This is a genomic window from Bacteroides finegoldii DSM 17565 (assembly GCF_000156195.1).
Taxonomy (GTDB): domain Bacteria; phylum Bacteroidota; class Bacteroidia; order Bacteroidales; family Bacteroidaceae; genus Bacteroides; species Bacteroides finegoldii.
In genome coordinates, this window is record NZ_GG688325.1 from 161,615 (window position 1) to 177,507 (window position 15,893).

The following is a 15,893-nucleotide window of genomic DNA, read 5'->3' on the forward strand; positions in this document are numbered from 1 at the left end:
ATCTGGAATATGGAGCTTGTAATGATGAAAGTTGCCTGCCTCCGACACAGGTTCCGTTCAAGTTTGCCGGAGAAGCTGAGGGTAATACGGTGGCGGCTAAAGAGGACAAATCGGTTAAAGAGGATAAAGCAGACAAGACAGAGACAGATTTAGCTGTTTCAAAAGATACGGTTGCCATGACCGAACTGCTTCCTGCTACTCCGGTGGATGCGTCTACAGGTATCCAGCCTGCTGTTGCATCCAGTGAGCTTTGGAAGCCGGTCATTAGTGAACTGCAAGCGCTGGGAGAGGAGCATGGACAGAAAGATATGTCTTGGATATATATATTCATAACAGGTTTTCTAGGTGGATTATTGGCATTGTTTACTCCTTGTGTATGGCCGATTATTCCGATGACCGTCAGTTTCTTTCTGAAACGCAGCAAGGATAAGAAGAAAGGTATTCGTGACGCATGGACGTACGGTGCGTCTATCGTAGTGATTTATGTTGCGTTGGGGTTGGCTATTACACTGATTTTCGGTGCCAGTGCGCTGAATGCTTTGTCTACCAATGCTATCTTTAATATTCTCTTCTTCTTGATGTTGGTGGTTTTTGCAGCTTCATTCTTTGGAGCTTTCGAGATCAGGCTCCCGTCGAAGTGGGGAAATGCGGTAGATAGTAAGGCTGAATCAACGACCGGTCTGTTGAGTATCTTCCTGATGGCTTTCACTCTATCGTTGGTGTCTTTCTCTTGCACAGGTCCGATTATCGGATTTTTGCTGGTGCAGGTGTCTACTACGGGAAGTGTGGTTGCTCCGGCAATTGGTATGTTAGGATTTGCCATTGCATTGGCTCTGCCGTTTACTCTGTTCGCTCTGTTCCCGTCATGGCTGAAATCTATGCCGAAGTCTGGTGGATGGATGAATGTGATAAAGGTGACGTTGGGCTTTCTTGAATTGGCATTCGCACTTAAGTTCTTGTCGGTAGCCGATTTGGCATACGGATGGAGACTGCTCGACCGTGAAACGTTCCTTGCTTTGTGGATCGTGATTTTTGCTTTGCTTGGATTCTATTTGTTGGGTAAGGTTAAATTCCCGCACGACGATGATGATAATAAGGTAGGAGTTACCCGTTTTTTTATGGCGCTTATTTCTTTGGCGTTTGCGGTATATATGGTTCCCGGTTTGTGGGGAGCACCGTTGAAGGCGGTAAGTGCATTCGCTCCGCCTATGCATACGCAGGATTTTAACTTGTATGAGAATGAGGTGCATCCAAAATTCAAGGATTACGAGCTGGGAATGGAGTATGCCCGTCAGCAAGGTAAGCCGGTTATGATTGACTTTACCGGACATGGTTGTGTGAATTGCCGTAAGATGGAAGCTGCCGTATGGACAGATTCAAAGGTGAGTGATATTATTAATAAGGATTATGTGCTCATCTCTTTATATGTAGATGATAAAACTCCGCTTTCGGAACCGGTGAAAGTAGTAGAAAATGGTACAGAACGTACATTGCGTACTGTAGGCGACAAATGGAGTTATCTGCAACGTGTGAAATTCGGTGCCAATGCCCAGCCTTTCTATGTATTGCTGGATGGTCAGGGAAAACCGTTGAACAAGTCGTATGCTTATGATGAAGATATAACTAAATATATTGACTTCCTACAAGTAGGACTGGAAAATTATAGGAAGGAGAAGTAATGACCTCTCTTGCGATGGATTAATAAAGAGGTTGTGTCAAAACGTTGGCACAACCTCTTTTATATTTTACAGTTCTTTTATATTTTCTTTTGGCTATGCTGCTTTTTCCTCATGCATTTGGCAACAAGTTGCTATATTCCAATTATATCGGGTTATAAATAGTCCCATAAACATATTCAACATTTTTTCGCAGTTCCATTTAATTTGAAATCAAACACAGAGGTTTGGATACAAGATAGAAGATAACTTGATAATGACTTTCGGTCTGGTCATTCAATTCGTATGGAATATAGGCAAAGAAAGCTTCAAGACGGGTGAGGAAAGATTCATAATCACCTGTGCGTAATTCTTGAACGAATTTTCCGATATAAAATCCTTGATCGCACGTTCTTTTTTTAAGATATAATATGCAAATGAGAATTTAGGCAGAAGACGAATATAATCTTTTCAGTATCTTTTCAGTATCATGTTTTTTCTTTGCGTAGAATAAATTACTATCTTTGCCACTTTAACCCGATAATCAATGAGTAGAATATTATTAAATACAAAAATTTGGCTATTAATGCTATTGTTGGGTGTCGTTTCTTCTGTTTATGCACAAGATGATGATTTCACAACTTGGACAAAATTTAAAATAAATCATAAAATTGATTCCCAGTTTTCTGTTTCCGGTGATGTGGAGCTACGTACAAAGGACGATCTGAACAAGTGGGATCGTTGGGGACTTACTGTCGGAGGCGACTATCGGGCATATTCCTTTTTGAAATTGGGAGTTGCTTATGAGACTCATCTGCGTGATTTAGGGGATTCGGGCTGGAAATTCAGGCATCGCTATCATTTAAGTGCTACGGCAAGTTTTCGCTATCAGTGGTTGAAAGTTTCCTTACGGGAAAGATTCCAACAAACTTTCGATAGTGGTGATGCAGAAACTCGTTTGCGCTCTCGTTTGAAGTTATCTTATGCACCTACAAAAGGAATTGTTTCCCCTTACTTTTCTGTTGAACTTTACCAAAGTCTGGATGATGCACCTTTTTGGAGAGCGGCTCGCATGCGTTATCGTCCGGGAGTAGAACTAAATTTGGCTAAACGCTGGTCGTTGGATGTTTTTTATTGTTATCAGTATGAACCTTCAAAAGGAAAACATATTGCCGGAATAGAAGTAGGCTATTCTTTTTAAAATTGCTAGTTCTACTATCGTAAACTAGTGAATTTCTAATATAATAATGTGGGAATGAATTTCTATGATTTTAATAGCTGATTTATAACTGATTGATTATTGGTGTATTACATATAAATGTGAAAAAATACTAGTAAAATAATACTTCACGTCCTTTTTATTATATATATTTGCCGCCAATACATCAAAATGGTGTGTTGAAATTGATGATTCCTCAGTGCAACAGACGTGTTGTTCAGTATCTCATAACTGAAAGCGAATACTTCCTCTTATGCTATTCTTCTGTCCAATCAAAGATTTCTATTTGGAAATAAATAAAGATATTAAGATGAAAGTATTTTATAACCTGCAGAGATGTGTAGGTTTTCTCGTTCTTTTCTCTATTTTGCTTGCAGCTTGTGTAAATCACATTTCGGAGGAGGAAGAAGCAGGTGTGGTAGTTAATGATGGAAATATTCCATTGAAAATTATAGCTGATATTCATGAAGTTGCCAATACGCGTGTGGCAAATAACACCTTTGAGAAAGGAGATGAAGTGGGACTGTTCGCATTAGCCGGTTCTACTACCATACAGGAAGAACGTTATGCGGACAATCTTCATTTTGTTCGTTCGGCCGATGGAGAGTTTATAGCTGATGAATCGGTGTATTATCCGGATGATGGTGTGACGCTGAATTTAATCAGTTATTATCCATATCGGGAAGAAGGAGTAGCTATGGGAGAAAGCAAGATGCCGGTATCTATTGAAACAGAGCAAAATATTCCGGCGAACTATTCTCATTCTGATTTTCTGGTTGCTACTAAAGAAGATGTACTGGCGACTCAAGAGGCTATAGCCTTGACTTACAATCATAAATTTTTCCGCTTAAAGATAGCTTTAGTATCTGGAGAGGGAGAAGACGTGGAAAGTATGTTGACGGCCAATCCTAAACTTTCTGTTTCCGGCTTTTACACAAAAAGCATTTATGACTTTCAGAAGAAATCTTATTCCTCCTTTACAGATGAGAAAGATATCATTCCTACCGGTGAGTGGGAGATAGTCGATGAAAGGCTAGTAGGTAAAGATCTGATTTTGATACCTCAGGAAGCGACAGTAGGATACCAATATATAACATTGGAGGCTAACGGAAAACCATACACTTGCTTGTTGCCCTCTACTTTGAAACTTCAGGAAGGCAAACAAAGAGAACTGGAAATAACTTTTGTAGCAGCAGAAGATATCCTCATGAGCAAGCTCAATGGAGAAATCAATGATTGGGAGGGAACTGAAGTAGATCATACAGGATCAGAGACTCTTCATAAATATATAGATGTGTCAAAGTTAACTTTCGAGAACTCAAACATTTGTAAAGTGCTGAATAAAGGAAAACAAATGGCTGAGATTTGTAAGGAGTATCTGGTAACTCCGGATTTTTCTTCGCAAGCAATCGTAGTCTATCCGATGAAAGAAGATGGAACGGCTGATTTATCTCGAGGGCTTGTAGCACAATTGTTAGGGAAAACCGGCAAAGTGCATGGCGGAAATGTCGTATGGGATACGGAAAACCACTCCTTGAATTATACACCGGGAACTTTACCGGCTCGAAATAATATTTATGTGATGGCGAATGGGGAAGTCTCTTTATCGGTAGCTATGGGGGATGATGTATTACAAGTCTTGGCATTGGAGGATGTTGCTCGTGATGTACGTGGAGGGATGATCCATAATTATCCGTTGGTGAAAATCGGAACCCAATATTGGATGCGTGACAATTTGAAAGCCTCTTTCTATATAGATGGTAATGAAATCCCTAAATTGGATGCAGTGACAGATGGTGCAGTCGGATACCTACAATCCGAAGCGAATGCAACATATTATTTCTATACTGCTAGTGTCGCATTATCCGGTAATATTCTGCCGAATCATTGGAGTGTTCCGACTTGGGAGGATTGGAATATACTAAAAACTTACTTGAAAGAAGATGCTTCCTTATTAAAGTCCGGTACATGGTTACCCTTGAACACCGGAGATACAGCAGAGCCTGCGACTAATTGGTCTGGTTTTGATGGAATTCCTGTGGGAATGTATGTGGGAACTTTTCAGTTAAACTATGAAGGTAAGTATTTAGCATACTGGACTTTGGATGAAACAAATTCAGAGATAGCCGAAACTGTATTTTATCTGAAAAGTGATACGAACCTGATAGAATCTTCTAAAGCAGGTACTGATAAAAAAGCGCTGGCTATCCGTTGTATTCGCAAGTAAATAAATGAAATTCATCCTTCTTTTTCATATTTTGATTATATTTGGGAAGTGAAACTAATAAAAGAGAACCATGAAGAAGATAATAAATCCCTGGAAAGGGTTGGAGGGATACAATTGTTTCGGTTGTGCTCCCAATAATGAAGTTGGAGTAAGAATGGAATTTTACGAGGACAGCGAGGAAATCGTAAGTATCTGGAAACCTCGTCCGGAGTATCAAGGTTGGATTGATACATTGCATGGTGGTATTCAGGCCGTTTTGCTGGATGAGATTTGTGCTTGGGTCGTACTCCGTAAATTGCAAACAACAGGAGTAACTTCAAAAATGGAGACGCGTTACCGGAAGCCAATTGATACGAAAGACTCCCATGTCGTGTTGCGTGCATCCATCAAAGAAATAAAGCGGAACATTGTTATCATTGAAGCGAAGCTATATAATAAGGATGGCGAAGTATGTACGGAAGCTGTTTGTACCTATTTCACATTCCCGCAGGAAAAAGCGAGAAAAGAGATGCATTTTCTTCAATGTGATGTAGAACCGGAAGAAATATTACCTTTAATTTGAAATGAAAACTCGTTTTTTTGTGATAAATGTTTGGTAGTATCAAACAAATTCTTTACTTTTGTCGCAGTTAATAAAAGAAATATGAAATATACAGCTATACATCATCATCATTTTCCTAACGAATAACTCGGTGGGCATGGATGATATTGTATATGTCTTTATATAACGATAACGAAGGCTTGCCGAATACGGTAAGCCTTTTTTATTTTACTCAAAACGAATTGTAATTAATAAAATAATAATTGATAAAGTCATGTTAAGAATCGCAGTACAAGCCAAAGGACGTCTTTTTGAAGAGACAATGGCACTTTTAGAAGAGTCGGATATTAAGTTGAGCACAACGAAACGTACCTTATTGGTGCAATCTTCCAATTTTCCTATTGAGGTACTTTTCCTCCGTGATGACGATATCCCGCAAACAGTGGCTACGGGTGTAGCTGATTTGGGAATTGTCGGCGAGAACGAGTTTATGGAAAAAGAAGAAGATGCTGAAATCATTAAACGTCTGGGATTCAGCAAGTGCCGTTTGTCATTGGCCATGCCGAAAGATATTGAATATCCGGGATTATCATGGTTCGAAGGAAAGAAGATTGCCACCTCTTATCCGGTAATCCTTCGCAACTTTTTGAAAAAGAGTGGGGTGAATGCTGAGATTCACGTGATTACCGGTTCGGTTGAAGTATCTCCGGGTATTGGATTGGCCGATGCAATTTTTGATATTGTAAGTTCAGGTTCTACTTTGGTTAGCAACCGACTGAAAGAAGTGGAAGTTGTGATGAAGTCAGAAGCCTTGTTGATTGGCAATAAAAACATGAGCGACGAGAAAAAAGCAGTACTCAAAGAACTTCTGTTCCGTATGAACGCTGTGAAAACAGCTGAAGACAAGAAATACGTGTTGATGAATGCCCCCAAAGATAAATTGGAAGAAATTATTGCCGTATTACCCGGTATGAAAAGTCCTACCGTAATGCCGTTAGCACAAGAAGGTTGGTGCTCTGTGCATACGGTACTTGATGAAAAACGTTTCTGGGAAATTATCGGAAAGTTGAAAGGACTGGGAGCTGAAGGTATCTTGGTGTTACCGATTGAAAAGATGATTTTGTAATATATCGAGATAAACCGTATAATGTGATTGAAATAAATAATCTGTGTAAATCAGTGTAATCTGTGGTGAACCATGAAATTGATTAAATATCCCTCAAAGGAGCAGTGGGCGGAACTTCTGAAACGTCCGGCGCTCAATACCGAGAGCCTTTTTGATACCGTCCGTTCTATTATAGATAAGGTAAAGGCAGAAGGTGATAAAGCCGTGTTGGAGTATGAAGCCGCTTTTGATAAAGTTACCTTGTCTGCCCTTGCTGTAAGTCCGAAAGAGATACAGGCAGCCGGAGCATTGGTAAGTGATGACTTGAAAGTGGCCATCTCTTTAGCTAAACAAAATATTGAAACATTCCATTCTTCCCAACGTTTTGTCGGCAAGAAGGTAGAAACAATGAAGGGAGTAACTTGTTGGCAAAAGTCAGTAGGTATTGAGAAGGTAGGTCTTTATATTCCAGGAGGAACGGCACCTCTTTTCTCAACAGTCCTAATGCTTGCCGTTCCCGCTAAAATAGCAGGATGCAAGGAGATTGTACTTTGTACGCCTCCGGATAAGAATGGAAATATTCATCCCGCCATCCTTCTTGCAGCCCAACTGGCAGGAGTCAGCAAAATATTCAAGGCGGGAGGCGTACAGGCCATCGCCGCTATGGCGTACGGAACGGAAAGCGTGCCTAAGGTTTATAAAATTTTCGGTCCCGGCAATCAATATGTGACAGCTGCCAAACAATTGGTGAGTCTGCGTGATGTAGCGATTGATATGCCCGCAGGTCCTTCCGAAGTGGAGGTATTGGCTGATGTATCGGCCAATCCGACTTTTGTTGCAGCTGACTTATTGTCGCAGGCGGAACATGGAGTGGATAGTCAGTCTATGCTGATCACAACATCCGAGCAACTTCAGACGGAAGTAATGGCGGAAGTAGAACGCCAGTTGGCAAAACTTCCCCGTCGTGAGATAGCAGCCAAATCATTGGAAAACAGTAAGCTTATTTTGGTGAAAGACCTTGATGAAGCATTAGAGTTGACCAATGCTTATGCACCGGAACATTTGATCATTGAAACGGAAAACTATATGGAAGTGGCTGAGCGGGTGACGAATGCCGGTTCTGTATTCTTGGGTTCCTTAACTCCTGAAAGTGCCGGTGACTATGCTTCCGGAACAAATCACACCCTGCCGACCAACGGTTATGCCAAAGCCTATAGCGGTGTAAGTCTGGATAGTTTTATCCGCAAGATTACCTTCCAGGAAATTCTTCCGGAAGGAATAAAAAACATAGGTCCTGCTATTGAAGAGATGGCGGCTAATGAACAGCTGGATGCACATAAAAATGCGGTTACTGTCCGTCTGAAAACCCTAATTTAATAATGAATATGAAACGCTTACAAGAACTAACCCGGCCGAATATTTGGAAACTGAAACCCTACTCTTCGGCTCGTGATGAATATAAAGGAGTTACGGCTTCTGTCTTTCTGGATGCTAACGAGAATCCGTACAATACGCCCCACAACCGCTATCCAGATCCGATGCAGTGTGAATTGAAAGCAATGTTGTCGAAGATAAAGAAAGTATCCCCCGAGCATATTTTTCTTGGAAACGGTAGCGATGAGGCCATCGACTTGGTTTTTCGTGCATTCTGCGAACCGGGTAAAGATAATGTAGTGGCTATCGATCCTACTTATGGAATGTATCAAGTGTGTGCCGATGTGAATGATGTCGAATACCGGAAAGTATTGCTGGATAATAACTTTCAGTTTTCTGCTGATAAGTTATTGACGGCTACCGATGAACACACCAAACTTATTTTTCTTTGTTCACCCAACAACCCGACAGGAAATGACTTACTCCGTTCTGAGATAGAAAAAATACTGAACCGATTTGAAGGATTGGTAATGTTGGATGAGGCCTACAATGATTTCTCTGAAGCTCCTTCTTTTCTCGAAGAGCTGGATAAATATCCTAACCTTGTGGTATTCCAAACATTCTCCAAAGCGTGGGGATGCGCTGCTATTCGTTTAGGAATGGCTTTTGCTTCTAAAGAGATTATCGATATCCTCAGTAAAATAAAATACCCTTATAACGTCAATCAACTTACCCAGCAACAAGCCATCTCCATGTTGCACAAATACTATGAGATAGAACGTTGGGTGAAGACGTTGAAGGAAGAGCGTGATTATTTGGAAGCGGAATTTGAGAAACTTCCTTGTATCATTCAACTCTTTCCGTCCGATGCCAATTTCTTTTTGGTTAAGGTGACGGATGCTGTGAAAATCTATAATTATCTAGTAGGTGAAGGTATCATTGTGCGCAATCGTCACACCGTTTCACTGTGTTGCAACTGTCTGCGTGTTACCGTTGGTACCCGTGTGGAAAATGACACTCTGTTGGCTGCTCTTAAAAAATACCAGGAATAAATTATGAAAAAGAAAGTATTATTTATAGACAGAGACGGAACGTTGGTTATCGAACCGCCCATCGACTATCAGCTCGACTCATTGGAGAAGTTGGAGTTCTATCCGAAAGTATTCCGCAACTTAGGCTTTATTCGTAGTAAACTCGATTTCGAATTTGTAATGGTCACCAATCAGGATGGACTGGGTACTTTTTCTTTTCCGGAGGAAACCTTCTGGCCTGCTCACAATCTGATGTTAAAAACGTTGGAGGGTGAGGGAATTACTTTTGACGAGATTCTGATTGACCGAAGTTTTCCAGAAGATAATGCTCCTACCCGTAAACCGCGTACCGGTATGTTGACCAAATATCTGGATAGCCCGGAATATGATCTTACCGGGAGTTTTGTTATCGGTGATCGTCCTACGGATGTGGAACTTGCCCAAAATTTAGGGTGTCGTGCCATTTATTTGCAGGATTCTACAGAAAGTCTCAAAGAAAAAGGGTTGGAAGAAGTCTGTGCCCTTGCAACTACGGATTGGGATCGGATAGCCGAGTACTTGTTTGCCGGTGAGCGGAAAGCGGAAGTACAGCGCACCACCAAAGAGACAGATATCTATATAGCTTTAAATCTTGATGGAAATGGAATGTGTGATATCTCTACCGGTCTTGGCTTTTTCGATCATATGCTAGAACAGATTGGAAGACATTCCGGCATGGATTTGACAATTCGTGTGAAAGGAGATCTGGAAGTGGATGAACATCATACCATCGAAGATACTGCTATTGCATTAGGAGAATGTATTTACCAGGCTTTAGGTAGTAAGCGTGGAATTGAACGTTATGGCTATGCTTTACCGATGGATGATTGTCTTTGTCAGGTTTGTCTGGACTTTGGCGGACGTCCTTGGCTGGTGTGGAATGTGGAGTTTAAACGCGAGAAAATAGGAGAAATGCCTACAGAAATGTTCCTTCATTTCTTCAAGTCATTGAGCGACGCTGCAAAGATGAATCTGAATATCAAAGCGGAAGGACAGAATGAGCACCATAAGATAGAAGGAATCTTTAAAGCCCTTGCACGTGCTTTGAAGATGGCGATTAAGAGAGATATTTATCATTTCGAACTTCCATCTAGTAAGGGGGTGCTTTGACTGTTGCATGATTGGGTAAAGCATTATATTTGAGATTAATATGTTGTAACATAGTGTATTTATATAGTACTGTGACATTTTTGTTTCTCCCTCTATAATACTTAGAATAAATACAAAAATGTCACAGACAAAATGCCTGCCAAAATGAAATTTTTGTCAGGAGGAATTATAAGTTTTCTATTTCTTTAAGCCACATGGCGAAACTCGCATCACTCGGCATTCTCCAGTCTCCTCTCGGGCTGATGGAGATGCTTCCCACTTTAGGACCGTCCGGCAGGCATGAACGTTTGAACTGCTGATTGAAGAAACGGCGGAAGAAAGTGGATAGCCATTTCTTGATTGTCTCTTCATCATACACCCCTCCGAATGCGATATTTGCTAGATAATAAATCTTTGACGGGCGGAAACCGAAACGCAGGAAATAATAGAGGAAGAAATCATGCAGTTCATAAGGACCTACCAGATCTTCCGTTTTCTGTTTGATATCCCCGTTTTCATCTGCCGGAATCAGCTCTGGGCTGATAGGAGTATCTACTATGTCGAGCAGGGTAGCTTTGGATTCCTCATCCACGCCATTTTTCGCCACCCACTGTACCAGATATTTCACGAGCGTTTTGGGTACACCGGCATTGACACCATACATGGACATGTGGTCACCATTGTAGGTTGCCCATCCTAAAGCTAGTTCCGACAGGTCTCCCGTACCTACAACCATCCCCCAGGTCTGGTTGGCGATATCCATTAATATTTGTGTACGTTCGCGTGCCTGTGAGTTTTCATATGTGACATCATGTACGTTTACATCATGGTCTATATCTTTGAAATGTTGGATGCAGGCATCCTTGATACTGATTTCGCGGATGGATATGCCCAATGAATTCATCAGATTGACAGCATTGTGGTAAGTCCGGTCAGTTGTTCCGAAGCCGGGCATGGTAATACCGAGAATCCCCTTTCTTGACCATCCCAGTTTATCGAAAGTCTTCACGCAGACCAATAAGGCTAGTGTTGAATCCAGTCCGCCGGAAATACCGACTACGGCAGTCTTTGCTCCGGTATGGACGAGACGTTGTGTCAGTCCTGCTACTTGGATGGAAAAAACTTCTTCACAATGTTCATGCAGTTCATTGTCTTGCGGCACGAAAGGATGAGCATTGAATTTACGGGTTAAATTCAGCTCTTTACTGTTTACAAACTCCGTTGCAATGGCAATCGCCCTTTTGCCTTCCAAGTTAGCTTGGCTGGCAGCGAAAGTCGTATTCACTCTCCGTTCCGCCCGGATACGTTCCACGTCAATTTCGCTTACAACCAATTGTTCCTCCATGCTGAAACGCTCGCTTTGTGCAAGAAGCGTTCCGTTTTCATAAATCAATCCGTTGCCTGCGAAAACCACATCTGTAGTAGATTCTCCGAAGCCGCAGGATGAGAATACATATCCGGCGATACAACGTGCGGATTGCTGGCTGATAAGTGAACGGAGATAACTATGTTTTCCGATTCCTTCATTGTCGGCGGACATATTGAATATGATCTCCGCCCCTTGCAGTGCGAGGGAGGAGCCGGGTGGGATGGTGGCCCAGAGGTCTTCGCAAATTTCAATGCCAAATGTGGTGTCCGAAGTTTCGAAAAGGAGATTGGCGCCAATCGGGACAACTTGTCCACACAGGCGTACCGTCTCAGTTCTTAATTGAAGTGCGGAAGTAAACCAGCGCTGTTCGTAGAACTCTTTGTAATTGGGCAGGTATGTTTTGGCGGTGACACCTAATATTTTCCCTTTTTGGATGGTTACGGCTGCATTGATTACCGTTGAATTGACGATAACGGGCATGCCGACAATGGATATGATATCCAGTTGGCGGGTATTGTTCAATATCTGCATTAACCCCATTTCGGCTTCTTCAAGCAGAAGTTGCTGGCTGAACAGATCACCGCAAGTATATCCCGTAATGCTCATTTCCGGGAACAGGATGATTTGCACCCCTTTTCCTTCGGCTACAGCAATCAGACTTTCTATCTTCTCCACATTGAATTTACAGTCGGCCACTTTTACGTGCGGTACGGCTGCTGCTACTTTTACAAATCCGTAATTCATCTTATACCTTATTTATATATAATGGGTGCAAAAATAGAAAATAGTTTTGAATAATTGTCGTTTCTCCAGTGAATCCTTAAAAGGACGGTCTTCGGACGGTTTATGATACTGTTGGTTGCATAATCGGACGGTATGTCAAAAAGATAGTTTATCTGTCTTTTAATATAAATTATGTTTAGTCTTATTTAATGATATAACTGATTTTTAGCAATATAAGCTGTCAAAAAGATATTTGTGGAATTTTGGTATAAAATATGCGACATTTTGTTTCTTATATTTAACTATAATATTTATATTTGTAGCCAAATTTAAGTAATATAGATGCTTGTAACACTAAACAAACGAGCGATATTACTTGGTAGAGAAAATAAATTAAGGGTAGATGAACATACAACAGACTCACACGGTGGCAACACGAAAATCTTTTTTAGAAATTTGGCGCAACATCAAAAATCAGCCAAGTTAGCTTCTCTGTTTTGTTTTGATAAATCAATAAAAATAAATCAATTTCATTAATTTTAATTTAAGTATCAAAGATGAGAAAATCAATTCTCTTGTTTGTGCTCTTTTCTCTGATGAATATTCCTCTGTTGCTGTTTGCACAGGGAGGGTATCGGGTAACGGGACGCATTCTTTCGGCTGAAGACAATCAGCCTTTGATTGGCGTGTCTGTATTGGAGAAGGGTACATCAAATGGTGTAATTACAGATATTGATGGTAATTACAGTATCACAGTGACGAAATCTCCCGCCACTCTGCAATTTTCTTATATCGGGATGAGACCCGTAGACAGGCAGGTCACTGCTTCTACTCGTATTGACTTGTCGATGGAAAGTGATGCACAGCAGGTGGACGAAGTGGTGGTGGTAGCTTACGGTGTACGTAAGAAAGGTACCATAGCCGGTTCTGTATCCACCGTGAAAGCGGAAAAGATGGAAAATGTGCCTGCCGCCAGTTTTGACCAGGCATTGCAGGGGCAGGCACCGGGATTAATGGTGATGTCAGGCTCCGGTGAACCGAGTGTGGCCGCTTCATTTCAGATTCGGGGTATCAACTCTTTGAGTTCGGGAACTTCGCCGTTGTTTATCCTTGACGGGGTGCCGGTGTCTAGTGCTGATTTTAATACACTGAACCCTAGTGATATCGAATCAATATCCGTATTGAAAGATGCCTCCTCAACTTCCATCTACGGAGCACGTGCGGCAAACGGTGTAGTGGTGATTACAACGAAACGCGGTCTGGCCCTGGACAAGGCGAAAGTGACGTTCCGCACCCAACTGGGTATTTCCCAACTGGCTCAGGACAAGTGGAATCAGATGAATACGGAAGAACGTATTCTTTTTGAGAAGGAAGTAGGATTGGATAAAGGAAAAGATTATGATATTCTGCGCAAAACAGATATCAACTGGCTGGACGTGGTGTTCAATAACAAAGCTATGTTGCAGAATTATGAAGTGTCCGTCAATCGTGCTACCGACCGTTTGAATTATTATGTGTCAGGCAACTTTTTCGACCAGGACGGAATTGCACAAGGATCAGGATTCAGACGTTACAATATGCGTGCAAATGCGGATGTGAAAGCTAGTAACTGGCTCAAAGTAGGTACTACTTCCACTGTTTCTTATGAAGAGATAGAACAGGCACAAACAGGAGCGTATACTTCCGTAACTCCTATTTCCGCTTCACACTTCATGATGCCTTATTGGAACCCTTACAAGGAAGACGGTTCGGTTGCTTCAACCAAAGACGGCAGCTGGACGGGAACCAATCAGAATCCGGTAGACTGGATGCAGAATAATCCCGTTAGCTATAAGAAGTATAAAGTACTGTCCACTTTGTATGCCGAAGTGAGCCCCGTTAGAGGGCTGACCATAAAGTCACAGTTTGCAGCGGATTATGCGCACATGACAGCGTTCAGCCAGTCATTCCCCAGTTTTTCCACCAACAACAATTCGGGTACTGCGGGCCGTAGTTCGAATGACAGGCTTAGTCTGACAATTACAAATACCGCCAACTACCATTTTACGCTGAAGGAAAAACATGATTTCAATTTCTTATTAGGACAGGAAGGGGTCGATGCCCAGTCAGAAGGGTTCTCCATTTCTATGAGAGGGCAGAATAATGACCTTCTTACTAATATTTCGAACGGTACGTTGGCTGCTTCTTGGTCGGATACGGCGGCAGGAACCGTTTATTCCTATTCGTACCTCTCTTTCTTCGGAAGAGGCGAGTATAATTACGACAGTCGTTATTATGCGGATTTCTCAGTACGTACCGATGCTTCTTCCCGTTTTGGTAAGGATAACAGATGGGGAGCTTTCTGGTCTGTGGGATTGATGTGGGACATGAAGAAAGAAAACTTTCTGAAAAAGTATGACTGGCTCACAACTATGCGTCTGGCTCTCAGTACGGGTACTTCCGGTAACTCGGACATCGGCTATTATGCATGGCAGTCTTTAGTGAAAGGCGGAATGGACTATATGGGCGAAACCGGTATTTACCCCGCGCAAAGTGGTAACTCCAATTTGAGTTGGGAGAAAACATGGACCACTAACTTGGCTTTACATCTGGGTTTCTGGAACCGGGTAAACTTGGATGTCGAGTTATATAATAAAAAGACTACGGATATGTTGATGGACGTTCCGCAATCTTATGCAGTGAATGGCTCAGGAAGCCGTTGGGACAATATCGGTGCAATGGTCAACCGCGGTGTGGAAGTCACAGTGAATGGTGATGTGCTCCGTACGAAAGATTTTTCATGGAATCTGAACGCCAACTTTTCGTATAATAAGAATAAAATTACCGAACTTTACAATGGAGTAGATGAATACGAAATTGCAAGTGCCAATCTTAAATATGTGGTAGGGCATTCGGCTACTGAATTTTATATTAACCGCTATGCCGGAGTCAATCCTACTAATGGCGATGCGTTGTGGTATACCAAAGATGGTGAGATAACGACAGAATTCAGAGATTCCGATAAAGTGATGACCGGCAAGAGTTTTGTGGCTCCGTGGCAAGGCGGATTCGGCACAACATTAACATGGAAGGGCATCTCGCTGGCTGCACAGTTCAGTTGGGTGGCCGACCGTTGGGTGTTCAATAATGACCGTTATCTGGATGAAGGCAATGGGCTGTTCGAAACATATAACCAGTCCAGCCGGTTGCTTTACGACCGTTGGAAGAAGCCGGGCGATGTGACGGATATACCGCGTTATGGAGTTACTCCGCAAATGGATTCCCGTTTTTTGGAAGATGCTTCTTTCTTGAGATTAAAGAATTTGATGCTTAGCTACAACTTCCCTCAAACATTGCTCAAGAAGACTAATTTCCTGACGCATCTGCGGGTGTTTGCGCAAGGACAAAACCTGCTCACATTCACCAAATTCTCAGGGCTTGATCCTGAAGGCGTAAGCAATATGTATCAGGCACAATATCCTTCAACCCGCCAGTTCACTTTTGGCCTGGAAGTTTCATTCTAAACATATAACTATAAAACA

At 41.9% G+C, this 15,893-nt stretch carries 11 protein-coding genes and 1 pseudogene; 10 read left to right on the top strand and 2 right to left on the bottom strand.

All coding sequences use genetic code 11. The features are described 5' to 3' along the window. Positions 1 to 1,679: protein-disulfide reductase DsbD family protein (locus tag BACFIN_RS20845; protein WP_039848498.1), on the top strand; the 1,679-nt coding region annotated here is incomplete at its 5' end. Between the two features lie 223 nt (positions 1,680 to 1,902). On the opposite strand, the pseudogene BACFIN_RS23335 reads toward BACFIN_RS20845, so the two are convergent. Next, positions 1,903 to 2,064 (bottom strand): annotated as a pseudogene (locus BACFIN_RS23335) (AAA family ATPase); the annotation flags it as partial. A 138-nt stretch (positions 2,065 to 2,202) separates the two neighbouring features. Between BACFIN_RS23335 and BACFIN_RS08040 the strand changes: the two are divergent. The 7 genes from BACFIN_RS08040 (at position 2,203) to hisB (ending at position 10,301) form a co-directional block, all read left to right on the top strand. Beyond that, entirely contained in the window at positions 2,203 to 2,856 is a 654-nt protein-coding gene (locus BACFIN_RS08040) for a DUF2490 domain-containing protein (RefSeq protein ID WP_007754432.1), read from the top strand. 328 nt (positions 2,857 to 3,184) lie between these two features. Beyond that, positions 3,185 to 5,101 carry a fimbrillin family protein gene (locus tag BACFIN_RS08035; RefSeq protein WP_032839680.1) on the top strand — a complete coding sequence of 639 codons (1,917 nt, stop codon included), beginning with the start codon at positions 3,185 to 3,187 and terminating at the stop codon, positions 5,099 to 5,101. Positions 5,102 to 5,171: 70 nt separating this feature from the next. After that, the gene (locus BACFIN_RS08030) at positions 5,172 to 5,663 is read left to right on the top strand and encodes a PaaI family thioesterase (RefSeq protein ID WP_007754442.1); all 492 of its coding nucleotides are present in this window, start codon (positions 5,172 to 5,174) and stop codon (positions 5,661 to 5,663) included. Between the two features lie 253 nt (positions 5,664 to 5,916). Then, complete coding sequence (gene hisG / locus BACFIN_RS08025; RefSeq protein ID WP_007754444.1) at positions 5,917 to 6,768, top strand: ATP phosphoribosyltransferase; 852 nt, start codon at positions 5,917 to 5,919, stop codon at positions 6,766 to 6,768. Positions 6,769 to 6,840: 72 nt separating this feature from the next. Then, the gene (hisD, locus tag BACFIN_RS08020; protein WP_007754446.1) at positions 6,841 to 8,124 is read left to right on the top strand and encodes a histidinol dehydrogenase; all 1,284 of its coding nucleotides are present in this window, start codon (positions 6,841 to 6,843) and stop codon (positions 8,122 to 8,124) included. Between the two features lie 8 nt (positions 8,125 to 8,132). Beyond that, positions 8,133 to 9,173 carry a histidinol-phosphate transaminase gene (gene hisC, locus BACFIN_RS08015; protein ID WP_032839682.1) on the top strand — a complete coding sequence of 347 codons (1,041 nt, stop codon included), beginning with the start codon at positions 8,133 to 8,135 and terminating at the stop codon, positions 9,171 to 9,173. Between the two features lie 3 nt (positions 9,174 to 9,176). After that, complete coding sequence (gene hisB, locus BACFIN_RS08010) at positions 9,177 to 10,301, top strand: bifunctional histidinol-phosphatase/imidazoleglycerol-phosphate dehydratase HisB (protein WP_007754450.1); 1,125 nt, start codon at positions 9,177 to 9,179, stop codon at positions 10,299 to 10,301. A gap of 166 nt (positions 10,302 to 10,467) precedes the next feature. Here the strand turns inward: hisB and BACFIN_RS08005 are convergent, their stop codons facing one another. Beyond that, complete coding sequence (locus tag BACFIN_RS08005) at positions 10,468 to 12,393, bottom strand: NAD(+) synthase (protein WP_007754451.1); 1,926 nt, start codon at positions 12,391 to 12,393, stop codon at positions 10,468 to 10,470. A 321-nt stretch (positions 12,394 to 12,714) separates the two neighbouring features. Between BACFIN_RS08005 and BACFIN_RS23340 the strand changes: the two genes are divergently transcribed. Both BACFIN_RS23340 and BACFIN_RS08000 read left to right on the top strand, forming a co-directional pair. After that, positions 12,715 to 12,909 carry a hypothetical protein gene (locus tag BACFIN_RS23340; protein WP_007754454.1) on the top strand — a complete coding sequence of 65 codons (195 nt, stop codon included), beginning with the start codon at positions 12,715 to 12,717 and terminating at the stop codon, positions 12,907 to 12,909. A gap of 20 nt (positions 12,910 to 12,929) precedes the next feature. Continuing rightward, the gene (locus BACFIN_RS08000) at positions 12,930 to 15,875 is read left to right on the top strand and encodes a SusC/RagA family TonB-linked outer membrane protein (protein ID WP_007754456.1); all 2,946 of its coding nucleotides are present in this window, start codon (positions 12,930 to 12,932) and stop codon (positions 15,873 to 15,875) included. Positions 15,876 to 15,893: the final 18 nt, after the last annotated feature.